Below are 22,553 nucleotides of genomic sequence, written 5' to 3'. Positions count from 1 at the left end.
TTGAGTGGGAAATATTTATAAGTTTTCAATTATAGTATGAATAAAGATGTTTGTGTGTATATTCTAACGCACAATAGACCAAATGATATATTACGATCTTTAAATTCTGTTAGAAAACAAGATTTTCCTAATTTAAAGATAGTTGTATCCGATAATTCGGATAATGATACTACTACTGAATTATTAAAAGACCTCATAAGAAGCGATGCAAGAATAAATTATATAAGAAGAGGAAAAGAATGTTCATCAGCTAATGCTCATTTTAATTATATATTAGCAACTAATACCCATGAATATTTTATGTTATTTCATGATGATGATGAGATGTTGCCTAATATGGTGAGTGTACTATATGAATATTTATCGACTCATGATTCATTCAGTGCAGTGGGGTGTAACGCATATTTTAATATTAATGGGAAGAATACAAAGAAGAAAATGTTTATCTCTAAAAATATACAAATAATGGAGGATAGTGAGAGTGTTGTAAAACAATACGCTATGGGTAATACTGCTCCATTTCCTTCCTTTATGTATAGGAATTCAAAAATTATTGGAAGTAAAATGGATTGGCTGAGAGGGGGGAAATATTGTGATTGCTCATTTATTTCTACAATTGCAAATAAAGGAGGGGTGGTATATTTGCCTCAATGTTATATGTATTATTTTATATCTTCAAGTCAGGATAGTCAACATCATGAGATTTTTCAATATTTGTCTTTAATAAAATTCTTATCAACTCAAGTAGAAGACAAGAGCATATTGTTAAACATGAGGATTTTCAATATTTATAATTATTTGCGTGATTTGCAATTGAAGACCGGAGATATTCCATATAGAAGAAAAGCACTTTTTTTATTTTATAAATACTCTCTTTTTAACTTTTTCCCTAAATATATTTTACGTTTGTTGAAGTTATATACAAAATGATAAAAGTTTATATTCCTAGTCCTTTTTATATTCCAGTGCAAAGACAATTTCCGAATCCTGCTAAAACAGTGTGGGGAAATTGTGAATTTGTTTTTTCGGAAGTGGATGATTATGACTATATTGTTGTAATTGATAGTTTAAAGGAGAAAATCCAAACCACTCTTTCTAAGACCCAAAGAATTATTTTTTTAGGAGAGCCCCCTTATGTGAAGATTTATAATGGCAAATTTCTGAAACAGTTTGGGCGGGTATATGGTTGTCATCAAAAGAAAGTAGGTAATGATTCGGTGAAATTATCTATTCCATTATTACCTTGGATGGTTGGATGTCATTTGGGTGAAAATACACACCAATGTAATAGCAATAAATACTTAACTTATGTTGATTTTCAGAAAAATGGAAATCTACATTCTCGTTTAAATAAGATTTGTTTAATAACTTCCAATAAGACATTTACAAAAGGACACCGAGATAGGGTGCGTTTTGTGGAACGTATTTTGACAGAGTATCCAAATTTAGTAGATGTATATGGGAATGGCTATAAATCAATATCCGATAAATGGGATATTCTCTCACGTTATAAATATTCTATCGTAATAGAAAATTGTTCATATCCTAATTATTGGACGGAGAAATTAGCAGACTGTTTCTTAGCAGGATGTTATCCTATTTATTATGGATGTACGAATATAAATGAATATTTTTCAAATGATTCAATGGATACTATTGATATAAATAATTTTAAAGTAGCTGTTCATCAATTGAAAGCGATTCTTTTATCTTCAAAATATGAGAATTCTGTAAATTCAATTATTGAATCAAGAAATTTAGTTCTGAATAACTATAATATGTTTTGTATTATATCGAATATTATAGAGAATATGGAACAATTTTCTTCTTATAAAAAAGAACGTTGTAATGAAATAGTTTCTCCTATGCAGTATTCAATAAAAGATAAAGTCATTCAGAAAATAGCTTGGCGATTAAATATTGTGTTATAAATTAGTGAATAGGAGAGGGTTTATAGCTTGAAGTCCTACTATTAGGCAAAAAAGTAGAAAGGAGAACTTAAAAAATGCGTTCGAATAGGATGTTCACATTTTTCATGTATAGTAGATATAATAATTTATTTAAAGGTGTTTCTTGGGTAGTGGCATCTTCCATTATTGGTAGTGTTTTACAGTTTCTGCTTATATTTGTTTTGTTGAATTTTTATAAACAAGAAGAATTTGGACTTTGGGCAAGTATTACATCTATTGCTGCTGTAATTGTAACAGGTGATTTTGGTATTGTTAATGTTTTGCGAAATATAATAAGTAGAGAAGTTTTGAATGGTTCTAAAGGTCTTGCTATTTCTAAACAGTACTTCTATTCAGCTTTAATTTTTTTTATGTGTTTGGCCATCTTGTTGTCTATTATTTTATTATTCATATCAAGCTATATTCCATTTGAACATTTATTTAAAACGGATAATGAATATTTGAGGCAACAAGGAAGAGCTATATTTCTAATAATACAGTTTATTTTTCTTTTCAATATACCATTTAGTATAGGAATTCCTTTATTTTTTTCATTTGGGGAATCAAAACTATATTCTATAGTAAATTCGGTGAAATCAATTGTTGCATTTATGATTGTTTTATGTTTGTCTATCAACAAAATTCATATTACATCTGTTGCTGTTGCTTATTTTACATCTAATTTATTGATTTCATTATTGGGTACACTCTACTTTATTTATAAGCGGAAATGGTTTACTTATTCTTTTAATTGGTGGGATTGTTATCATAAGATAAGAGAAATGTTAACTATAGGTGTTAAATTTTTAAGTATACAGCTTTTTAGTAGCTTTCTACAGAATGTGTTAACTATTTATGCAGGCTCTATGGTAGGGTTAGGGGTAGCCGCTAATATAAATGTTGTGCAGAAAATCTTTTCATTTTTTGGTGGTATATATCAGAGTGCATTTAATCCATTATGGAGTGAACTTGCTTCTGCTTTTCAAAAACGTAATTATGATTGGTGTTGGAGTTTGCTAAAAAAGTCTGTATGTATTACAATCACTTTTTTTTCTTTTGTCGTAATTATTGTTTCTGTTTTAGGGGATTTTTTTATGAAATTTATTGCTGGGAATGAGTTTAAGTCGAATGTTTCTATGTTTATATTAGTCGGAATCTTGTTTTCAATAAGAATTGTTTTTGATAATGTTTCCTTATTACAAAATGCAACAAATAAATTGAATACAATCATTTATGGATATTCTATTATGTTTGTTTACGTTCTTATAGTAATACCGTGGCTAGTTCAGCAGTATGGAATTGAACTAATGATTTTAAATCTAATATTTATGTGGGGATTGTTTATTGTTTTGGCGTATTGGGATTTAAGGAAAATAATCAATAATAGGAAGAATATAGAAAATTCGTGTTCACTAAATAAAGAAGAACTGTAATGTTTAAATTACTTCTATTGTAGTGAAGTAATGTTTATGTGTTTATAGGAAAATATTAAACTTAAGTATTCGTTTTCATGAATAAAATCATTTTGTGCTGCCCATTCTATAATGAAAATTTGGTGGCAGATATAAATATCGCAGAAGCAAGTAAGTGGGTTGATGAAATTCATATTACTGAATTTGATAAATCATTCAAATATACAAGTCATGACTATATGTTTCAAAATGATTGTGAGAAGGTGCATTATCATCAAATGGATGCTTCAAGGTTATATGAAAAACCACGTAAATTTATTCCTCATTTTTTTATTCATCCAATTAGTCGGTGGATGAATAAGATGGTAAGAGATACAGCTTGGTATAATGAGGGTGTATCTCGTAATTTTTCTCTTTGGAATAGTAACTATAAAGATGATGATATATTAATTTTATCTGATATAGATGAGATTATAGATAGTAAATATGCTGATGAGATAATTGATGCAGTTAATCAGTATGGTATAATCACTATTAAAATTCATTTCACGATGTTTTATTTTAATTTGTTTTGCTCTAATTGGAGTGGTCCAGCTTATTATTCCTATCGAATTTTTATAGTAAAAGGGAAATATTTGAGAAAGCGCTTTTATAATGATTCCGATTATTTAAGAAAAATGGGAGAGCAATCTAATTTATTAAATGAGGTGAAATGTTTGGAAGGGATAAAAGGTTATCATCATTCATGGTTAGGAGATGAAAAGTTTGTTGTGAATAAATTGAAATCTTATGCACATACTTTAAACTGTCATTCAAAAGAAATTTTTAATGATCAAGGTGAAATTGATATTGATGTCATAAAAAATAATATGAGATTAGGTAAATCTATTTTTGCAGATATTTCATTAAATGTAAATAATGAAATAGAACTACTATCTTTTGTCGAAAAGTTGAAAAAAGATACCCCTGAGTTCTTTTTATAGCATATGTTGGTTCTTAAATTAAAAAAAGTTTTTCCCTTTCTATTGTTATCTTTTCCTGTAGTTATTGATATAATTAATGGCTATCTGAGAGGTACGGATGGTACAGGTGAGAGCCTTATAGGTATTCTTTATCGTGGAATGATTATTTTATTTTCAGCCATCTATCTATTTCGTACTAAATATTCCAATTATATTAAAATATTAATTTTATCAAGTATTGCTTTATTAATATATCATATTCTTATAGGTGCTTATTCCAATGGTGTTTTCATGACATTAATTAAAATAATGAACTTCTATTTTGTTTTAAGTATTATACTAAAGAGTCGTTATTTTTCAGATCGTGAGACAGTTGTTAAAGCTGCAGTCCTATATGGAGTATTGGCAGCGATTGTTCTAATTTATTGTTTTATAACAGGTGCGGGCTATGCTGCTTATACAGAAAACACTTTTGGCACAAAAGGTTTTTTTGTAGCAATGAATGATGTTGGATTAACTATACTTTTACTGAATATTTTAGCATGCTATTCATTCCAAAAAACGGGAGATGTATTTTATTTTATCGCATTAATAATAATGTCTATTGGTTCTTGTTTTGTTGGTAGTATAGCTTGCTATTTGGGGACAGCCTTTATATTACTTTTTTTTGCTTTAAGTATCTTGTTTGTTAAATTTGAGGATTATAAAAGTTCCTATAAAGTAAAGTTAATAACTTTGCTTTTAGTTTTAGTTATATTTAATTATGCACTAGTTAAAGTTATATCCGTTATTCAAGAAGATTCTTATCTCTCGAAAAAATACGAAAATATTGGTGCAATCTTTTTAGAGGCTTCAGGAAGGGGATATTTGATAGATGCATCAATTAAAACAATTACCAATTTTAATATTTTTGATTGGTGTTTTGGTAAAGGAAATCTTTATTTAATAGAAAATCAACATCATTTATATTTGGGAGATCCGAAATCAGCAGAAGTTGATCCTCTAGATTTAATAGGACAATTTGGACTTTTTTTTTCTATTCCAATTTTATTATTTCCTATAAAAAGATTGATAGCTAGTATACGAAGTTTTATTAAGTGGCATAATGTACTAGATTATTGGTGTATAATAGCTTTTCTTTGTTTTATTGGTCATGCTTTTTATGGTGGACATGCGTATACGAGCCCTCTAGTACTTTCGTATCTAGCTGTTTTTATTTATGTATTAGATAATAGAAATGTAAACAAATATATTTGATTTTATGAATATTCTTTTTTTTGTAGAAAGTGGACACGGTAATTCGGCTTTATTAATAGAACAATTGATTGCATTGCACAAACAACATAAAGAAGTATGTGCTATATTGAGTACGAAAGAACAAGAATATGGTTTAATTGAAAAAATTAATTCTTTATTGATTCCTAATTATATATTACCAGGTTTAGCGGAACATCAGTCTTTTAAGAAGAATGCAATTCAACTTAAACAAATTATTGAAAAACAATCCATAGATGTGGTGCATATTCAAACGAATTGGGAGCTGGCACTTATTCTATATGTAAAGTATATTTTGTGTGTTCGTAAGAAGATTAAAATGGTATATACGGTTCATGCATATAGAAATAATGAGAGATATAAATCGTATTTAGCTCGGTTTATTTTGACTCTTTTTCTTGCTTTTTTTGTGGATAAAGTTATATGTATGTGTACATCATTGAAAAAAAAATTTCGTTGGATATCTTATAAAATAGCAATGCTTCCTTTAGGGGTTGATGAAAAATTCTTTGAAGGTTCTTATCAACCATTATCTATAGATAATTTGAGATTGATTTATCCAGCACAATTTAGAATTGGGAAGAACCAAGATGTAGTAATAAGGGCATTTGCAGAATATCGAAACGCTACTCATGATATGGATTCTATATTGATTTTGCCCGGAGATGGTGAGTTATTACAAAAAATGAAAGATTTATGTAAGGATTGGGGAATCGAACAGCAAGTCTTATTTCCGGGATATTGTTCAAAAAAGGAAATACTTGCATATTATAATAAGAGCAATACTGCTGTAGTAGCAAGTGATAGTGAAACATTTGGGCTATGTATTGCAGAACCATTTGTCTTAGGACTCAATATTATAACGACGAGAGTAGGCGTTGCATCAGACATTATTCGAGATAAAGAGGGTGGTTTCTATTTTAAAACGCAACAGGAATTAACATCAATATTGCTTGATTTATCAAAGAATCTGATACAGATTCGGCAAAATGGCGAAAGAAACTTTCAAATTCGAGATAAGTTTAGATGGTCTATTATAACTAAAGAATATTTGAAGATTATAAATCAAATGATAAGTAATGAGAAATAGTATTTTTTCATTCTCTGCTTATACATTATAGGAAAATAGATTTGAGGAAGTAAACTCATGGTAACTTCTTTGGGGTTATTTAGTGGTTGGTAAAATATGTAGATGGTGTTTTGTGTTTATGGTATTTTACAAGCAAATGGATATGTTTTCATTTCCCATTTTATTAGGTGGATAAAAAGCAGAAATAAATATCGTATCGTTTTCGAGAATAAGTAAAAAAGAGAATTTATATAGTTATTTATACTGGTTGAAAAGTTGGTGAAGAGAAAGGTACTTCTTTTCGTCAAACAGATATCTTCATTTTTCTCACATATTGTTATGAGTTTAGTTGTTGGGGAAGCAATGGAATATCGTTATCTATTATTTAAGAGATGAAGAAGAGATACTAGATATTATATGAAAAGCAACACTAGGCTTCATTGGTCTATTACATTGCCATATTATCGGGTAGTGAGGAATTAAGGACTATATTGGGGAATATCGGTCATGATAAATTATATTGTGAGAGTTTACTCGACAGCGCTTTGAGCATCGAATAACCGAAATTTTGTCTCAGAATCTTTCTCTGATATAATCAATATTATAGAGATAAAACTACAACATACAATGTTATTGAATTTGAAAAACTTACCTTTGGTGGAAAACCGCCAAGGGTTAACTTTCTTGCCATCTGGTAAACTGCTGATTAATACTATTAATGCTCATTCTTATAACACCGCACAGCAAGACTTGCTCTTTGCCGAAGCCTTGCGGCAAGGTGATGTATTAATTCCAGATGGTGCAAGTATTGTCAAAGCTTGTCGTTGGCTAAATGCGAAATCTAAGCCAAAAGAACGCATTGCTGGTTGGGATTTATTCATGTTTGAGATGGAAAAACTAAATCAAAGTGGTGGAAAGTGTTTTTTTATGGGCAGCAGTGAGAAGGTATTGTCAATGATAAAGCAACGGAGTAAAGAGGATTTTCCTAATATTGAAGTAGAGACTTATTCTCCTCCTTATAAATCAGAATTCAATGAAGAAGAAAATAATGCGATTATAACTGCTATCAATAAAGCTAACCCTGATTTGTTATGGATAGGTATGACTGCTCCAAAACAAGAAAAATGGATATATACTCATTGGAATGAATTACAGATTCATTGCCATTGTGGTACGATTGGTGCAGTTTTTGATTTTTATGCAGGAACGGTAAAACGTGCTCCTATGTGGTGGCAGCAGAACTCGCTAGAGTGGTGTTATCGGCTATTGAAAGAACCACGTAGAATGTGGAAAAGATATATTATTGGCAACTTGTTGTTTATATGGAATATGTGTAAAGAGTGTAGACATTCATTGTAATATTGATAAATCTAATGATTATGGTATCAGTATGTTAATGGAATTCCTTAGAAGTTTTTACTGAGCTAGTTGTGTTAATAATTAGATGTTTGTATATAAAATAAAATGTTGAGATGTAATAAACACGTGAGTGTTTCGTATGTGAGATGAAAAAAATGTAGGTCCCTAGCTTCATGCTTTTTACAGCATGATTCTCCTACATTGTGGATTAGAAATAGCGCGACGGCGCATTTCTAATCTACGCCCTGACATCGGAGGTTAAAGCCGATGTGAATTTCCCACTATATCAACTGTCTGTGAAGATCGTTGATATTTCTTTTTATTTCCATTATACCGGATAATAGCCTCTTCTTTCTTTGTTTATATGTTCTAATTTTTGTAACTTTATAGCATATAAAACAGTAATAAAGAAACGATGGAACATTCAGAATTTGTAGTGAAATGTTATAATAAACAAGAGTTGGCGCAGATGTATTTTCCTGATTTGACGATTCGTGCTTCGGTCAATAAACTCCGAAGGTGGATGAGGAGATGCAAGCCATTGATGAATGAGATACTGTCTACCGACTTTCATCCGAAGACAAAGGCATTTTCTGTGAGAGAGGTACGGCTTATTACCTATTATTTAGGAAAGCCGGGAGAGCTATAAATGCTGTAATAATTGAATCTCTAAATGATATAAACATAAAAAAGAACTACGGGAGACTGCACTTTCGCCAGCTCCCGTAGTTCTTTTATATATCCATATACTCCTTGCGACTGTCAAAACAGGGACAAGCTTTATGAATCGAAGCACTAAGTTGATAATGCCCCATGATTTGCGCTTCCGGATACTGATGTTTGAGAATCGTCAACAAGTCAAGCAACGCAAAACGCTGTGCCTGTGTTCTCGTATCCGCCGGACGGCCTTCTTCATCCAGTCCACCTTCATAGCAGATTCCAATACTGTGCCGGTTGAATCCTCTCACATGCGCTCCCGGTTCCGATACCGGCCGGCAATGGTGAAGTTCCCCATTGCGGGTGATGTAAAAATGATAACCTATATCCTTGAAACCTCGTTGCAGATGACATTGTCGAAGCTGCTCTACGGTGAAGGGAACATTGCAGCGCGTTGCGCTGCAATGAATCACCAACAACTTAATCTCACGTGGGAGATAGCTTTCTTCTGAATTTTCCATATCGGTCAGCAGGAGATTAATGCCCTACACAGGACGTTACACCGATAGCCGAGATGATAGAAGTCGCGATAGTCACGATAAACTGGAGAATGTTTTTCCAAAGTTGCTTTTTCATACGAATTTAAATTAAAGAATAGATACTCATGCATTATAAACTATAAACTCAAGAACCAATCAACAACCGGTTGATTATGCCGCCGGGTCCGGAGCTTCTCCGCTGCCGGAGCCTCCTTGATTGTCGTCACCATCATCAGGCAGTGGATCTTTATCCGAATCTGCGGAAGAATCACTTTTATACAATGTATAATCCAGCGTCTTACACAGTTTGCGAAGATCACTTCCCGGATAAAAAAGCACTTTGCCCTTATCGATACATGATGCCTTGAATTCTTTTACCGTATCAGTAGGAGTACCCGTCTTGATACTCATACGGAAATTTCCTAGGTCACCCATCTGCACGATGTTTCCTTCCTCCAGTACATTAACGATTTCGAGCAGGAACTCACCGATACAACCTTCCAATTCTCCTTTGGAGTAAGAAGAACGTTCGGTAATTCGTTTGCAGACTTCCTTGACCGTTACTTTGCGACCGCTACGCGCCACTGCATAGTACTTCGGAGTTTCATCAGGTTTCAACAGGTTCTTGCGAGCCATGAGAGTGTAATTCTGTGCCATAAACTTTTAATTTTTAATTTCTAATTTTTAATTGTCTTGTAATCGATTACATGACAAAAGTAATACATTGAAAAAGTGACATGACGCATAGTGACGTACACGGGCGCATAGATAAAAAGAAAAAACATTGGGAGATTTGTATCGAAACTTCCCAATGTTTGATTTCAATTATTGAGATGTTTTTTTCAAATCTCCCGATGTTTTTCCGATTCTCCAAAAGGACAAAAGGACAAAAAGACACCTATGACTGTTATTTATTCATCTTAGTATAAGAACCATGAGATACCTTGCTGATTTTTATTCCGTTAAGTGATTTTAGAAGACGTGTAACCTTACGAAGGTTGAAATCGTATTTTGCGCCAATCTGAATAGCTTCATCTGTAGTGAAGCTGTCAGGCAACTCATTGACGAAATTACGAATAATGTCCGGATTCTTCAGAGGACGGACCGCAGGAGCCGGCATGGATGAGTGTAACAGACGGCTGTGCTCGTAACAACATAGAACGATTTGAAGAGATCGTTCGAAATCGGCATCTATACAATAAATTTCGGAGGAGAGATCGGTTGCCTCAAATTGCCGGATGCGGGTCTGAATCATGCTGATACGCATCACCAGAAAAGCATAGCGCTTCACTACGGCTTGGAGGTCATCATTGCCCTCCATCGCTACCTCGGACAGCATACGTGAGAAAATCTCATTCAGACGGTTCCATTGCGGACGGGTGAAATGAAATAAAACAGGATGCGCCAGGCAGAAATTATATAGTTCGTAGACACGATGGGCAATCGGCTTGAAAGAGTCTTCCAATGAAATACAATCATCACCCATTTCTTTCCAGTGGGGAGCTTCACGGAAAGTGTAAGCCAGAATACGGCTGGGAAGTCCGTTCCCGTAACTGTTTAATAAACAGTCAATCTGTCCGGGAGTACCCGTTAGAAGCAAAGCTAATTTGGGATAACGGATATAGATTGGGATGATACCGTTGGCTTTATAGGAAGAATCAATGTTTTCGTGCTCAAAAGCTTTGCGGAGCATATCATCGAAGTTACCACAATCCAGGTGATTGGCCGTGGAGAGCGTTTGGGCTTCCGTATCGAAAATGATACTTCCTTGCGAACCGTTGTCCTGCATCTGAATTTGCATACGGGTGTAGCTGGTAGTGGCGGGAATGAATAACATTTTAAAAGGAGGTCTTTGAGGCTCTTCGGAACACGTTTCTCCTTTTTTCCTTTTCCGCTGACATTCTGCTTGCCAGGTATTGTGCGCTGTATGGTAGTTTTTTAACATGGATTCACTGGTAGACAGTATTTCAGTCTGTATTTCTTCCAATAGATAGCGTCCGGTTTGGGCAATGCTTTTACCGCTGCCGGCAGAAGAAAATATGACACTGAACAAATGGGGGGAATATTTTTTGTGGTTATAAATTCCGAAAGTTTGTGGAAGTGCCGCACTTAGTGCGGTAAGATCGGAAAGGAGGGAGATGTCTTGTTCGCGGTCGCTTGCGTCTTCAATGATACAGTCATTCAGTAGATCGGGAAGATTATTGTACAAATCGCGAGGGAATAAAGGTGTTCCTTTCCTGAATTCTTCTCCCAGCCAATAGGCTTCTTCGGTGCTATCGGAGTTTTCTAAAGTACCATAGGGGATTTTTGTCCTTATGTCCTTTTGAAAGGAAGAAGAGGTGGCTGTAGAAGAAGCAGGTGCGTGCTCGTTAACTTGCTTGTATCCAGATGATAAAACACTTGTCAATTCTTCGGGACGAAAATCTGTATGCTCGAAAAATGCAGTAAGCTCACGTAATATGCTTTCTTGCGGATAGTGTCGGCGGCAGGCTTCGCAGGCAAGTTTAAAGACGTTGGAATGACGTTGTCCGGCGGTCAGGGGATGAAGGAAAATATAGGACGAAATAAATTGGGCGATTTCTGCTTCAGACACGTTTTCCGGGGTATTATCCTGGAGAGGAAAGGGAGGAAGTACTTTATTTTCAGAGGAAGCGTTTGTTTCCTCTTTTAGATGTGGTTCCAACACAAATGCCTGATAAAGACCGGCAACATATCCATTGGGCGAATAACTGAAATAACATAGGCGACTTTCGTCCTTGCAGGCCGGATCACTCTCCAATCCCAGCAATTGATTGTAGTAACGGCTCACTAATTGCTGCCCTTCACGATGGCGGTTTTCGATACCTTCCACATAGGCGAAAACTTTCACTCCGTCGGTAGGACTTTCTATGACCGCTACCGTGTGAGGATCTGCTGCACAACGTTGGATGACTTGAAGACGATCTTTTACATGATCGTAATCGAGCCCGACAATATGGCTGGGGAGGAGGAAGTTTTTGATGGCATGTGCTCCGTCAAAAGTACCTGCCGGAGTGAAACAGGGGAGCTGGCTCTTCAACTTCTGTGCCGCGGCATGGTCTCCTTCTGCATAGTATCGGCGGATAGCGTTTATAATAGAGGCATAGACCGGATGAATACACATAATGATGACTTCAAGGAAAGACATGACTTTGGGCTTTTTTGAATACACGTTCTCGTAAACCGAGACTTTGATTTCTTCTAAGGCTTTCATATAAAATTGTTTTTTGTAAGATTGAGTTACCTGACTATCAGATAACGGGAACAAAGGTCGGGATATTAAAAATAGGGTTGCTTCCCTATGTGAATAGTACTTGATAAAGCAAATAAAAACTGAAATATTATAAATTATTAATCATAGAATGGCATGGCAAAAGAAAAACAGGAACCATACGAGTTTTTGAGCAATTTGGTATTGGCTTTAATGGATATGGATCGTATTTTCAGTAACAGTTTTTTTACGAGCGAACTTGATATCTCTCCCAAAACACTGAGTGAGATAAGACGGGGAGAGGATATGTGTATTTATCAGTATGTGCGCGTGATCCGGTGTATGACGGAGTATCTTCATTTAATCATCCGGATGGATATGTTGCTGAAGGAGTTAAGAACCGTATTAGCTTCCAATTGTGATTTGGTGGTTGCTACGGTTCCGCACCGTTTTCATGGGATTTGCCAACCGAAAGAGTGGGTGGTAGTGATGCAATGGGATGGGGTTAAATTGTGATTTCTACAGAAAATAGGGCATTTTTTCAATCTTTTTGCCTGAATCCTTTCTTTATTTAATTTTTTTTATATCTTTGCTTTCATATTGAGAAACACGGATAAAAACTCACTTATTTATTCATATAAACTTAATAAATTATGTTCAAAGCTCCTTTCTCATTTGACGGTCGTATTCGTAGAATCGAATACTTCTTGTCAGGCATTATTGGTGGTATAGTTTCTAGTATTGCATGGGCACTAGGCGTAGGTACATTTGTTTTGGGTGCTGCCAGCGGATCGGCCGGGGGATCAGTATTTGGTTTATTGATCGGTCTTGCTGCTATGATTGCATCTATTTGGTTCTCTCTGGCACAGGGTGTGAAACGTCTGCACGACTTAAATAAATCCGGTTGGCTGATTTTGTTGTGCTGTGTACCTATTGTTGGTTGGATTTTTGCATTGTACATGCTGTTTGCAGATGGCACGGTAGGTCCTAATCCTTATGGTGCAGATCCGAAAAACCGTATGCCGTATCAGGCACAACCTGCTTCTGTAAACGTGACTGTAAACGTTTCAAGAGAAGATGTAAAAGTTGACAAGCCGGTAGAAGCTGCTCCTGCACCTGCGGAAGCCCCTGTAGAAGAAGATAAAGAAAAGGCTGAATAAAATCTTATTAAAGAAGAAATAATAGAGCCTCCTGCGAAATTCGTTTTGCAGGAGGTTTTTTTGTTATTAACCTGTTTGTTATTCAATATTTTGTCTAAATTTGTAAGTGAAATTTTATGAAATAACGTTTTTCCCTTTTTCTGTAATCTGCCAATAGCCTTTTTTATTTGCACCTTGACGAATAATTAACCCGTTCGTCTTAAAATTGCGGAATGCTCTTGTTACAGTGGCTTCAGAAATGGATAAATCATTCATCAAATCCACATATGTGATATTCTTATTTGCACTAATTGCTTTTAGAATCAATTTCTCTGTCTGAGTGAAATTTATACCGTCATTTATACCGTCATTTATACCGTCATTTATACCGTCATCACTTTGAATATTTGAAACTGCATCTTTCATAGTCGGATAATTCCTACCGAATGTTACCAATAATCCACCTTCTGATTCTTTGAATACTGGTCTTTCCAAACCGGCTTTATCAAAGGCTTCGTTGATCTTACGAATACCGCGTCCCCATGATTCTATAAATCCGGCTTTGTAGAATACGGAAGCGACAAGTTGATTCCGAGGGTGGGAAGAATGTTTTTCAACCAATGTGTCAATAGTGATGGCATCGGGTAATTTACCTTCATTCCAAAGCTCAATATGATCATTGAATACCCACATTTGGATGGGGACGCCAACATAGAGTTTATGTACTAGACTGTTGTAAATCATTTCGCGTAAAGCATCTTCTGGTATCTCCAAAGGCTCAATACGTTGCATCCCTTCATAATGGATGGGGGAAATGAGATATTTGGAGCGTAGTAATGCTACCACCTTGTCAGCCATTTGCAGGATATTTCCTTCTACTACATCCTGAAAGATAAGGTCGGCTTCATTCATACCGAAACGACCGATGTGAAATTCCACACCGGGAAAGAATCGAAGTGGTTCTTTTCCGAACAACAAGATGGCGGCATTTTTCAAGTGCCCGTCTTCGGATAGTAACCGTAGGTTGTGGAGTACGTTGTGTGTATCTTCACCGTTCAAGGATGGGGCGATACGTTGGGCGTTGATGGCTCTTCGGAGAAAATAGTCAATGGCATTACGGTCTATATCATCCAACTTTGCAGAATCGTTGGTGGTGTCATCCCACGAGCGTCCCATCTTCTTTAAGATGAACTGTTGTAGTGCCGTACCTTTCATCTCCTGTTTTGTAGAACCACTACGATAATGATACTGACCGTGATAGGCAATGGGAACATTGCTTGGTTCCACAACGATTTCAATAAATTCTTTATCTTCATTCGAATGTAACAAATTGACATCAGCTACAATACCCAAGTAATTGACAATCTTGTTGGGGATGTCTTCCATCAACCGTTTCGAGTCAGCTACACCGACAATCTCTTGTTTGTCGTTTATGCCTATATATATACGACCACCTTGTGCATTTGCAAAACCACAAATCCATTTCAGATATTCATCTCTCCAAGATTCTTTATATTCTATATTTTGACTTTCGCTCATAATACGCAAAGGTACGCTTTATTTCTATAATTCAATTCCTTTACTACTTTTTTCCGTGTATCACTTTTTTGTAGTAAATTTGTAAGATGAAAAAGTATATTCCTAATCCGGTGGACACAGAACAAATCCAACTCCCGAAGGAGTTGGAATATCTGGTAGAAGAGATGGCTAAGAATGTTCATGAGGTCTGGTCGAAAACCAGAATAGAACAAGGTTGGACGTATGGCGAAAAGCGGGATGATGTATTGAAACAGCATCCGTGCCTGGTTCCGTATGAAGAATTGCCTGAAGAAGAAAAGGTATATGACAGAAATTCTTCAGTGGAAACCTTGAAACTGATAATGAAACTGGGGTTTAAGATTTCGAAGGATGAAAAATAGATGATGAATGATGGCAACAATCTTATTCAGAATTTATTTTTATCTTTGAAATCCATTATAAACAGAAAAAGAAATAGATATGAAAAAAGTAATTTGCAGTGAGAAAGCTCCGGGGGCTATCGGCCCTTATAGTCAGGCGATAGAAGCTAATGGTATGGTATTTGTGTCCGGTCAGTTGCCTATTGATGCCGCTACGGGACAGATGGCTGAAGGGATAGAAGGACAGGCTCGCCAGTCGTTGGAGAATATCAAACACATTCTTGAAGAAGCAGGATTGACAATGGGAAACATTGTCAAAACTACTGTATTTCTTCAGGATATGTCCCTGTTTGCAGGGATGAATGGCGTGTATGCCACGTATTTTGACGGAGCTTTTCCGGCACGTTCGGCGGTTGCCGTAAAAGCTCTGCCCAAGGATGCGTTAGTAGAGATTGAGTGTATCGCGGTTCGCTAACAAATCTGCGACAATGAAACTGCTGCCTCCTACAAAGATCAGATCTTTGGGGGGGCAGTTCTTTTTTGCCGCCTGTACAGCTTCTACAACAGTGGGGTAGGTGGTACCTTTCAATCCGGCTTCTTCTGCCAATGCCAATAGTTCATTTTCCGGAAGTGCACGTTTCACGCTTGCTTTGGTAAAATAATAGGTGGCATATTTCGGTAACTCTTGCAAGACACTGCTGATATCTTTATCGTTCACCATGCCAAATACGATGTGCAGCTCCTGGTTGAATTTCTGATGAAGGAAATCAAGATGTCCACAGACATATTTGATTCCATCTACATTATGTCCCGTGTCGCAGATGATATCCGGATAGCTGTGTACTTTCTGCCAGCGTCCCATCAGCCCGGTGAGTTTGCACACATCAGCAAAACCATTGAGATAGTCTTTGGGACAGATGCGATAACCTATTTTTGTCAGCTCTTCAAGAGCAGACAGGATGGTGAGGATATTTTCATGCTGGCAGAGACCGCTTAATTCCATAAAAAGACCTGCAGGAAACATTTCATTGACAATTCGGATAGCATCTTTTCTCTTGTCGAGTATTTTGTCTAATGCTTTAATGCTGTCTGCCGGATGCAGGAAAAGCAATATCTCTTTGGATTCTTGTGCGCTTTCAGATGGTTGGTGAGTCTCTTTTATCAAGTCTTGCAGGACATTATCCAGACGTTTTCTTAGTGCCTGCATTTCCGGATAAGGAAGCCAGTCTGTGGGATTATATGGGAAGATAGAATCTGCATAGTTGATAGGTGCATTCATTTCTTTTGCTTTCATGGTGAACACACGTTTAACGCTGCCTTTAGCTCTGCCAATGACTACCGGAACCCCTTCTTTGATAATGCCTGCTTTTTCTTTGGCTATTTTTGTCAGGGTATTCCCTAGATATTGCATGTGGTCAAAACTGATATTAGTGATGACACATAAATCGGGGTGAATGATGTTGGTGCAATCCAAACGTCCGCCCATTCCTACTTCGATAACGGCTACGTCTACTTTCTGGTCCGCAAAGTAGCGGAACGCCATGGCGGTAGTCAGTTCAAAAAACGAAGGATGGAGCGGTTCGAAGAATGAGCGGTGCTCTTCTACGAAGTTGACTACATATTCTTCCGGCATCATTTCTCCGTTGATGCGGATGCGTTCGCGGAAGTCGACCAAATGGGGGGAAGTGAATAAGCCTACCCGGTACCCTGCGGACTGTAATACGGCTGCGATAGTATGTGAGCAGGAACCCTTTCCATTGGTTCCGGCGATATGTATCGTCTTGAATTGTTGATGAGGATGCCCAAAATGTTCGTCCAATTTGTGTGTGGTCTCTAAACCCGGCTTATATGCTTTGCTTCCTATTTGTTGAAACATTGGCGCACTCTCATATAAGTACTTTAAAGTGTTCTGATAGTCCATGTTTTATAATATTTAACTTCGGGCAATCTTTATTGCCCGCTAATTTGTTTATCTTTAGAACCGTCAATCTAACCGTAAATGCGGGGATTGGCGAATGAGATTGCAAATATCAACATTTAAATCTAAGAAATCATGGGAACTAAGAAAAATTTTGTGTTAGACACAAATGTTATTCTTCACGATTACAATTGCTTGAAGAATTTTCAGGAAAATGATATTTACCTCCCTCTTGTTGTACTCGAAGAACTGGATAAGTTCAAAAAAGGAAACGAGCAGATTAATTTCAATGCTCGTGAGTTCGTACGCGAATTGGATGTATTGACTAGCGATGAGCTTTTCTCCGAAGGGGTGAAACTCGGCGAAGGATTGGGACGTTTGTTTGTCGTGACAAGCAATGTGCCGGCTACCAAAGTGTGGGAATCGTTTCCAATAAAGAAACCCGACCATCTGATTTTGGCGGCAACCGAATACCTGACCGACAAGTATCCGAAAATGAAATCTATCTTAGTGACCAAAGATGTGAATCTGCGCATGAAAGCCCGTTCTATCGGATTGCTTTGCGAGGATTATATTACGGATAAGGTGGTAAATGTAGATGTGTTCGAGAAATCTAATGAGATTTTTGAAAATGTAGATCCTGCATTGATCGACCGCATTTATTCTTCCAAAGAAGGTATTGACTTGAGTGAATTCGACTTTAAAGATTTGGTTCATCCCAATGAATGTTTTGTGTTGAAGAGTGACCGGAACAGTGTACTGGCACGCTACAATCCTTTCACACATTCTATTATCCGCGTGCTGAAAGGGAAAAATTATGGAATTGAACCCCGGAATGCGGAACAGAGTTTTGCTTTTGAGATCCTGAATGATCCGAATATCAAACTGGTGGCTCTGACAGGAAAAGCAGGAACAGGTAAGACTTTGCTGGCTTTGGCTGCTGCGTTGGGTAAACTGACCGATTACAAACAGATTTTGCTGGCACGTCCTGTTGTAGCGCTTTCTAATAAAGACATAGGTTTCCTTCCGGGAGATGCACAAGAGAAAGTAGCTCCTTATATGCAACCATTATTTGACAATCTGAACGTGATAAAACGTCAGTTTGCAGCAAACTCTACCGAAGTGAAGCGGATAGAAGATATGCAGAAAAGCGAACAGCTGGTGATTGAAGCTTTGGCATTTATCCGTGGTCGTAGTTTGAGCGAAATGTATTGCATCATTGACGAAGCGCAGAATCTGACCCCAAATGAAATAAAGACAATCATCACCCGTGCAGGCGAAGGTACGAAGATGGTATTTACGGGAGATATCCAGCAGATTGACCAACCTTATCTGGATAGTCAGTCCAATGGTCTGGTATATATGATTGATCGTATGAAAGACCAGAATATCTTTGCACACGTCAATTTGCTGAAAGGTGAACGAAGTGAATTGAGTGAACTGGCAAGCAACCTGCTGTAGGAAATGAAGAATGAAAAATGAAGAATGAAGAATTTACTATGCAGCATAATAGCGCAGCTTATTCTTCATTCTTCATTTTTCATTCTTCATTTGTTTTATTCTTTCTTTCCGAAATATTTAAGGAACTGTGTACGTTCAAATGTATTGACGCCTTTAATATCTTTGATATTCAGTTTGCCTTTGAATTGAGCTATATTTTCGAATCCTTTGCGTTCCATCCATGCAGAGAGGAAGCGGTTGGCTTCTCCAATAAATGCGTTTGTATTCAGATAGACTGCGCTACATACTTCTACGGCTGAAGCACCGGCAAGGATAGCTTTCACTACTGATTCTGCATTGGCAACACCACCGGAAGCCGCATAGTCGATCTTATCTACTACTGCAGATGCAATTCCAATCCAGCGGAGCGGATTGGCGAGATCGGAAGCATTACTGAATATTTCTCCTGACATATGCTCCATCTTTTCGATGTTGATGTCTGGCTGATAGAAGCGGTTGAAGAGAACAACTGCGGCTGCACCGTTGGCATACAACTGATCGATTAATACCACAGGGTTGGTCAGGTTATCACCCAGCTTCATGATAACGGGAATGTTAACCGTCTGCTTGATGCGGCGGAGAATGTCGATGTGGCGTTGTTCGAATGAACCGTATGTATATTGCAGTTCTGATTGCAAGGCGAGGATATTGATTTCCAATGCGTCGGCACCAGCCTCTTCAATCTTCTTTGCAAAGTCGATCCATTCGGAATCAGTGTAGCAGTTGATGCTGGCAATGATAGGAATGGGGCATACCTTTTTGCTTTCTTTTATTAAAGTCAGGTATTCAGATAACTTGTGCTCACGGATATATTCTTCCAGATAGTCACTGGCTTCGGGATAGAATGCCGGGTCTTTCAGTTGATCTGCTTCCAGCATGATCTGTTCCTCAAACAGTGATTTCAGAACGACAGCACCGGCACCATCTTCGGCCAATTTTTTGTTTTTGCCGACACTGTTGGTCAGCCCTGAGCTACTGATGATGATAGGGTTTCTAAGAGAAAGCCCTGCGAAAGTAGTTTTTAAATCGGTCATAGCAATATGTTTTTTAATACTTAATCAATAATTTCTTTCTCCGAAAATCTTGCTTCCTACTCGTACCAGCGTACTTCCTGCGGCAATGGCTTCGTGATAGTCATGTGACATTCCCATTGATAGTTCGCAGAAAGTATCAGAGTGGGTGAACCAAGTTGTTTTTATCTCGTTAAAGAGTCTATTTAGTGAACAAAATTCCCGGTTGATTTGTTCAATACAATCGGTGTTGCTGGCCATACCCATTAATCCGCAGATGCGCACATGAGTCAGCTCTTTCCATTCTCCGGCATTCAGCATCTCTTTACATTCTTCGGGACTGAAACCAAATTTGGTTTCTTCCTGCGCAACGTGAATCTGCAACAGGCAGTTCACAGTACGTCCGGCCTTGACAGCTTGTTTGTTGACTTCGGCCAGCAGTTTATAACTATCAATTCCATGAATCATCGCTACGTATGGTATCATGTATTTGATTTTATTCGTTTGCAGGTGCCCGATAAAATGCCATTCGATATCTTTCGGCAAACTTTCGTATTTAGCTGTCATTTCCTGCACTTTGCTTTCTCCAAAAATACGCTGTCCCGCCTGATATGCTTCTTCTATCGCTTCGTTGGGATGGAATTTTGAGACAGCAACCAGCCGGACTCCTTGAGGGAGTTCGGCCAGCACTTGCTTTAAATTGTCAGCAATACTCATTGTTACTTATGCTTTTGACGGATCAAATTCCGGTTTGTCATTCGGTTCGGCGCTGTAAGGATATACATCCATGAGCGGAGTTTCGGATACCATACCGATCTGATAATCTGCCATGGTTCCTTTCATGCCCTCATCCAGCTTTTTCACTGCATCACGCAAGTCGGCAGCTTGTACCAATACTTGAGTGGAAGTCTTTTTTTCCGCACCGCTTTTTTCATCGAGCGTGATAAAAATAAGTTTGCATTTGAACCAGCGGTCGGCACTTTCTTCGTCACTGGGGAATAATTCGCTATAGTTGGCACGTTTGATGTCCGAAACGGTAAATTCTCCGGAGATAAACGGAGTCATTTCTTCGATAATCCGTGCTTCTGCTTCTGTAAAGCTGAGTGCATCAACAAGATAAGGTTCAGTTACTTTCTTCTGCATTCCGTTTTCCATTACTTTCTCATAACGGATCTTGCACTCAAACCATGTATGCATTGCCATAATTTTCTTCCTTTTTAATTAATTGATTCATGTAAATTGCCTACAAAGATAAACAAAATACCAAAGTAAGTGCCGAAAGATTTTTATTTTCTTTTATGCAGATTTTTTAGTTCAAATGAAAGCATGACACGGAAAAGTCCGATGATGAGGAAAGTAAAAGAAATCATGTAGACTGCGTAGAGTGCTCCTATAGCGGGTTGCCATAATATTAAAAGGGAACACAGAATGGCAAGGATACCGAAAGCCATGTACCAGCCCCAGTCGCGGGTTCCGTAACGTTTCAAGTCGATGGAATAGCCGGTGGAGGAGAAGCCGCGGAACATAAGCCAGAAGGCTATGATAAAAGGAATGACTTCCATGCTGACCATTGGGTAGGCAATCAGGTAGATGCCCAGAACAAGGTCGATCAGTCCGCCTACGATATACCATCCCCAGCTCGGGACACCTTTCCGGTTGCTAAAAGCGAAGATAATTTCTAAAATACCGCTTATCAACATCGATACACTGAAAATGATACTTAAAGCTACATAGGTGCTCACGGGTGAGAACATGAGCCAAAGGGCTACAATGATATACACGATTCCCAAAAGAAGAGAAGTCCACCAATTTTTTACTGAATGTTGAATCTCATTGAATACAGTTTCCATACATTTTATATTTTAAATTGAATACTAGGGTGATTTCGTTGTGGAATAACAAATTCAATTTAGAAAAGGTTTTCCGTGAACATATTTGGGGGAATCGTTGTTTCCTATATAAAGTAAATTTTAAATATAGATGCATTATGGCAACAACAAATTTCAAAGGACAACCGGTGAAACTAATCGGTGAATTTATACAAGTAGGTAAGGTAGCTCCTGACTTCGAGCTGGTAAAAACAGATTTATCTTCTTTCTCTCTGAAAGATTTGAATGGTAAAAATGTGATTTTAAATATTTTCCCGAGTCTGGATACCAGCGTATGTGCAACCTCTGTACGTAAGTTTAATAAGATGGCTGCCGGACTGAAAGATACGGTAGTATTGGCTATCTCTAAGGACCTTCCTTTTGCGCACGGTCGTTTCTGTACAACGGAAGGTATTGAAAATGTAATTCCATTGTCTGATTTCCGCTTCTCTGATTTCGACGAAAGTTACGGAGTGCGTATGGCAGATGGTCCGTTAGCAGGACTTTTGGCCCGTGCAGTAGTTGTGATTGGCAAGGATGGCAAGATTGCTTATACGGAACTTGTTCCTGAAATTACCCAGGAGCCTGATTATGATAAAGCCTTAGCTGCTGTAAAGTAATATAGAATATGGAGTATTAAGTATTAGGTATGCAGCTAATAAACGAATACGGCTAATACTTAATACTGCTCTTATCTTAAAGATTTTGACCTAATGGGAACTGGTAAAAAGGCTTGGTAAACTGCCAAGGCTCCGTTCTTGTTAGGTTG

Annotated in this window: 24 protein-coding genes; 14 read left to right on the top strand and 10 right to left on the bottom strand. The window is 37.2% G+C overall.

Translation table 11 applies throughout. From position 1 onward, the window contains the following. The first annotated feature begins 36 nt into the window (after positions 1-36). From DW173_RS20235 to DW173_RS20200, 8 genes are all read left to right on the top strand, one after another. Complete coding sequence (locus DW173_RS20235; RefSeq protein ID WP_120145104.1) at positions 37-930, top strand: glycosyltransferase family 2 protein; 894 nt, start codon at positions 37-39, stop codon at positions 928-930. Continuing rightward, the gene (locus DW173_RS20230) at positions 927-1,931 is read left to right on the top strand and encodes a glycosyltransferase family 10 domain-containing protein (RefSeq protein ID WP_120145103.1); all 1,005 of its coding nucleotides are present in this window, start codon (positions 927-929) and stop codon (positions 1,929-1,931) included. The genes DW173_RS20235 and DW173_RS20230 overlap by 4 nt, the downstream gene beginning before the upstream one ends. Positions 1,932-2,035: 104 nt before the next feature. Further along, positions 2,036-3,382 carry a lipopolysaccharide biosynthesis protein gene (locus tag DW173_RS20225; RefSeq protein WP_120145109.1) on the top strand — a complete coding sequence of 449 codons (1,347 nt, stop codon included), beginning with the start codon at positions 2,036-2,038 and terminating at the stop codon, positions 3,380-3,382. A gap of 77 nt (positions 3,383-3,459) precedes the next feature. Next, positions 3,460-4,344 (top strand): hypothetical protein, encoded by an 885-nt coding sequence (locus tag DW173_RS20220; protein ID WP_120145102.1) that lies wholly within the window; start codon positions 3,460-3,462, stop codon positions 4,342-4,344. Between the two features lie 3 nt (positions 4,345-4,347). Then, on the top strand, positions 4,348-5,580 hold the full coding sequence (locus tag DW173_RS20215; RefSeq protein ID WP_120145101.1) for an O-antigen ligase family protein: 1,233 nt from the start codon (positions 4,348-4,350) through the stop codon (positions 5,578-5,580). Between the two features lie 4 nt (positions 5,581-5,584). Further along, the gene (locus tag DW173_RS20210) at positions 5,585-6,688 is read left to right on the top strand and encodes a glycosyltransferase family 4 protein (protein ID WP_120145100.1); all 1,104 of its coding nucleotides are present in this window, start codon (positions 5,585-5,587) and stop codon (positions 6,686-6,688) included. A 606-nt stretch (positions 6,689-7,294) separates the two neighbouring features. After that, the gene (locus tag DW173_RS20205; RefSeq protein ID WP_009041090.1) at positions 7,295-8,026 is read left to right on the top strand and encodes a WecB/TagA/CpsF family glycosyltransferase; all 732 of its coding nucleotides are present in this window, start codon (positions 7,295-7,297) and stop codon (positions 8,024-8,026) included. A gap of 415 nt (positions 8,027-8,441) precedes the next feature. Then, positions 8,442-8,675 (top strand): DUF4248 domain-containing protein, encoded by a 234-nt coding sequence (locus DW173_RS20200; RefSeq protein ID WP_008025410.1) that lies wholly within the window; start codon positions 8,442-8,444, stop codon positions 8,673-8,675. 85 nt (positions 8,676-8,760) lie between these two features. On the opposite strand, the gene DW173_RS20195 is transcribed toward DW173_RS20200, so the two are convergent. The 4 genes from DW173_RS20195 to DW173_RS20180 form a co-directional block, all read right to left on the bottom strand. Next, complete coding sequence (locus DW173_RS20195) at positions 8,761-9,204, bottom strand: N-acetylmuramoyl-L-alanine amidase (protein WP_008025408.1); 444 nt, start codon at positions 9,202-9,204, stop codon at positions 8,761-8,763. 16 nt (positions 9,205-9,220) lie between these two features. Beyond that, positions 9,221-9,319: a smalltalk protein gene (locus DW173_RS23860; protein ID WP_004303901.1), complete on the bottom strand. Its 99-nt coding sequence runs from the start codon at positions 9,317-9,319 to the stop codon at positions 9,221-9,223. Positions 9,320-9,393: 74 nt separating this feature from the next. After that, on the bottom strand, positions 9,394-9,879 hold the full coding sequence (locus DW173_RS20190; protein WP_008025406.1) for an HU family DNA-binding protein: 486 nt from the start codon (positions 9,877-9,879) through the stop codon (positions 9,394-9,396). A gap of 250 nt (positions 9,880-10,129) precedes the next feature. After that, positions 10,130-12,454 (bottom strand): DUF3987 domain-containing protein, encoded by a 2,325-nt coding sequence (locus tag DW173_RS20180; protein ID WP_120145099.1) that lies wholly within the window; start codon positions 12,452-12,454, stop codon positions 10,130-10,132. 153 nt (positions 12,455-12,607) lie between these two features. Here DW173_RS20180 and DW173_RS20175 point away from each other — a divergent pair, with 153 nt between their 5' ends. After that, positions 12,608-12,967, top strand: coding sequence for a hypothetical protein (locus tag DW173_RS20175; RefSeq protein WP_087323381.1), 360 nt, complete (start codon positions 12,608-12,610; stop codon positions 12,965-12,967). A 137-nt stretch (positions 12,968-13,104) separates the two neighbouring features. Beyond that, positions 13,105-13,611 carry a DUF805 domain-containing protein gene (locus tag DW173_RS20170; protein ID WP_008025398.1) on the top strand — a complete coding sequence of 169 codons (507 nt, stop codon included), beginning with the start codon at positions 13,105-13,107 and terminating at the stop codon, positions 13,609-13,611. A gap of 114 nt (positions 13,612-13,725) precedes the next feature. On the opposite strand, the gene DW173_RS20165 is transcribed toward DW173_RS20170, so the two are convergent. Continuing rightward, complete coding sequence (locus DW173_RS20165; protein ID WP_008643363.1) at positions 13,726-15,129, bottom strand: ATP-binding protein; 1,404 nt, start codon at positions 15,127-15,129, stop codon at positions 13,726-13,728. An 86-nt stretch (positions 15,130-15,215) separates the two neighbouring features. Between DW173_RS20165 and DW173_RS20160 the strand changes: the two genes are divergently transcribed. Both DW173_RS20160 and DW173_RS20155 read left to right on the top strand, forming a co-directional pair. Continuing rightward, the gene (locus DW173_RS20160; RefSeq protein WP_008025395.1) at positions 15,216-15,509 is read left to right on the top strand and encodes a RyR domain-containing protein; all 294 of its coding nucleotides are present in this window, start codon (positions 15,216-15,218) and stop codon (positions 15,507-15,509) included. A gap of 79 nt (positions 15,510-15,588) precedes the next feature. Further along, positions 15,589-15,963: a RidA family protein gene (locus DW173_RS20155; protein WP_004327226.1), complete on the top strand. Its 375-nt coding sequence runs from the start codon at positions 15,589-15,591 to the stop codon at positions 15,961-15,963. Here the strand turns inward: DW173_RS20155 and DW173_RS20150 are convergent. Continuing rightward, a complete protein-coding gene (locus DW173_RS20150) occupies positions 15,931-17,409 on the bottom strand; it encodes a bifunctional folylpolyglutamate synthase/dihydrofolate synthase (protein ID WP_087323383.1) in 1,479 nt (492 codons plus the stop codon). The genes DW173_RS20155 and DW173_RS20150 overlap by 33 nt on opposite strands. Before the next feature lie 132 nt (positions 17,410-17,541). On the opposite strand from DW173_RS20150, the gene DW173_RS20145 reads away from it, so the two are divergent. After that, on the top strand, positions 17,542-18,867 hold the full coding sequence (locus DW173_RS20145) for a PhoH family protein (RefSeq protein ID WP_120145098.1): 1,326 nt from the start codon (positions 17,542-17,544) through the stop codon (positions 18,865-18,867). A 95-nt stretch (positions 18,868-18,962) separates the two neighbouring features. On the opposite strand, the gene DW173_RS20140 is transcribed toward DW173_RS20145, so the two are convergent. The 4 genes from DW173_RS20140 to DW173_RS20125 all read right to left on the bottom strand — a co-directional run bounded on the left by DW173_RS20140 (position 18,963) and on the right by DW173_RS20125 (position 21,766). Then, a complete protein-coding gene (locus DW173_RS20140) occupies positions 18,963-19,940 on the bottom strand; it encodes a dihydroorotate dehydrogenase-like protein (protein WP_008025388.1) in 978 nt (325 codons plus the stop codon). A gap of 24 nt (positions 19,941-19,964) precedes the next feature. Further along, the gene (locus tag DW173_RS20135) at positions 19,965-20,633 is read right to left on the bottom strand and encodes a YggS family pyridoxal phosphate-dependent enzyme (RefSeq protein WP_044134709.1); all 669 of its coding nucleotides are present in this window, start codon (positions 20,631-20,633) and stop codon (positions 19,965-19,967) included. A 6-nt stretch (positions 20,634-20,639) separates the two neighbouring features. Further along, positions 20,640-21,119, bottom strand: a complete 480-nt coding sequence (locus DW173_RS20130; RefSeq protein WP_004296648.1) for a DUF4494 domain-containing protein — start codon at positions 21,117-21,119, stop codon at positions 20,640-20,642. Between the two features lie 83 nt (positions 21,120-21,202). Next, positions 21,203-21,766: an HdeD family acid-resistance protein gene (locus DW173_RS20125; RefSeq protein WP_004317609.1), complete on the bottom strand. Its 564-nt coding sequence runs from the start codon at positions 21,764-21,766 to the stop codon at positions 21,203-21,205. 137 nt (positions 21,767-21,903) lie between these two features. On the opposite strand from DW173_RS20125, the gene tpx reads away from it, so the two are divergent. After that, complete coding sequence (gene tpx, locus DW173_RS20120; protein ID WP_004296650.1) at positions 21,904-22,404, top strand: thiol peroxidase; 501 nt, start codon at positions 21,904-21,906, stop codon at positions 22,402-22,404. Positions 22,405-22,553 lie beyond the last annotated feature (149 nt).

Source organism: Bacteroides sp. AM16-13, assembly GCF_003602705.1.
Classification (GTDB): Bacteria; Bacteroidota; Bacteroidia; order Bacteroidales; family Bacteroidaceae; genus Bacteroides; species Bacteroides xylanisolvens.
Note: the sequence above shows the minus strand (reverse complement) of the source record. Positions and strands in the feature narration are given on the sequence as shown.

Bases quoted from the DNA above. Each gene is read 5' to 3' on its own strand.
- DW173_RS20235 (WP_120145104.1), top strand. From the start codon at position 37: ATGAATAAAGATGTTTGTGTGTATATTCTAACGCACAATAGACCAAAT.
- DW173_RS20230 (WP_120145103.1), top strand. From the start codon at position 927: ATGATAAAAGTTTATATTCCTAGTCCTTTTTATATTCCAGTGCAAAGA.
- DW173_RS20225 (WP_120145109.1), top strand. From the start codon at position 2,036: ATGTATAGTAGATATAATAATTTATTTAAAGGTGTTTCTTGGGTAGTG.
- DW173_RS20220 (WP_120145102.1), top strand. From the start codon at position 3,460: ATGAATAAAATCATTTTGTGCTGCCCATTCTATAATGAAAATTTGGTG.
- DW173_RS20215 (WP_120145101.1), top strand. From the start codon at position 4,348: ATGTTGGTTCTTAAATTAAAAAAAGTTTTTCCCTTTCTATTGTTATCT.
- DW173_RS20210 (WP_120145100.1), top strand. From the start codon at position 5,585: ATGAATATTCTTTTTTTTGTAGAAAGTGGACACGGTAATTCGGCTTTA.
- DW173_RS20205 (WP_009041090.1), top strand. From the start codon at position 7,295: ATGTTATTGAATTTGAAAAACTTACCTTTGGTGGAAAACCGCCAAGGG.
- DW173_RS20200 (WP_008025410.1), top strand. From the start codon at position 8,442: ATGGAACATTCAGAATTTGTAGTGAAATGTTATAATAAACAAGAGTTG.
- DW173_RS20195 (WP_008025408.1), bottom strand. From the start codon at position 9,204: ATGGAAAATTCAGAAGAAAGCTATCTCCCACGTGAGATTAAGTTGTTG.
- DW173_RS23860 (WP_004303901.1), bottom strand. From the start codon at position 9,319: ATGAAAAAGCAACTTTGGAAAAACATTCTCCAGTTTATCGTGACTATC.
- DW173_RS20190 (WP_008025406.1), bottom strand. From the start codon at position 9,879: ATGGCACAGAATTACACTCTCATGGCTCGCAAGAACCTGTTGAAACCT.
- DW173_RS20180 (WP_120145099.1), bottom strand. From the start codon at position 12,454: ATGAAAGCCTTAGAAGAAATCAAAGTCTCGGTTTACGAGAACGTGTAT.
- DW173_RS20175 (WP_087323381.1), top strand. From the start codon at position 12,608: ATGGCAAAAGAAAAACAGGAACCATACGAGTTTTTGAGCAATTTGGTA.
- DW173_RS20170 (WP_008025398.1), top strand. From the start codon at position 13,105: ATGTTCAAAGCTCCTTTCTCATTTGACGGTCGTATTCGTAGAATCGAA.
- DW173_RS20165 (WP_008643363.1), bottom strand. From the start codon at position 15,129: ATGAGCGAAAGTCAAAATATAGAATATAAAGAATCTTGGAGAGATGAA.
- DW173_RS20160 (WP_008025395.1), top strand. From the start codon at position 15,216: ATGAAAAAGTATATTCCTAATCCGGTGGACACAGAACAAATCCAACTC.
- DW173_RS20155 (WP_004327226.1), top strand. From the start codon at position 15,589: ATGAAAAAAGTAATTTGCAGTGAGAAAGCTCCGGGGGCTATCGGCCCT.
- DW173_RS20150 (WP_087323383.1), bottom strand. From the start codon at position 17,409: ATGGACTATCAGAACACTTTAAAGTACTTATATGAGAGTGCGCCAATG.
- DW173_RS20145 (WP_120145098.1), top strand. From the start codon at position 17,542: ATGGGAACTAAGAAAAATTTTGTGTTAGACACAAATGTTATTCTTCAC.
- DW173_RS20140 (WP_008025388.1), bottom strand. From the start codon at position 19,940: ATGACCGATTTAAAAACTACTTTCGCAGGGCTTTCTCTTAGAAACCCT.
- DW173_RS20135 (WP_044134709.1), bottom strand. From the start codon at position 20,633: ATGAGTATTGCTGACAATTTAAAGCAAGTGCTGGCCGAACTCCCTCAA.
- DW173_RS20130 (WP_004296648.1), bottom strand. From the start codon at position 21,119: ATGGCAATGCATACATGGTTTGAGTGCAAGATCCGTTATGAGAAAGTA.
- DW173_RS20125 (WP_004317609.1), bottom strand. From the start codon at position 21,766: ATGGAAACTGTATTCAATGAGATTCAACATTCAGTAAAAAATTGGTGG.
- tpx (WP_004296650.1), top strand. From the start codon at position 21,904: ATGGCAACAACAAATTTCAAAGGACAACCGGTGAAACTAATCGGTGAA.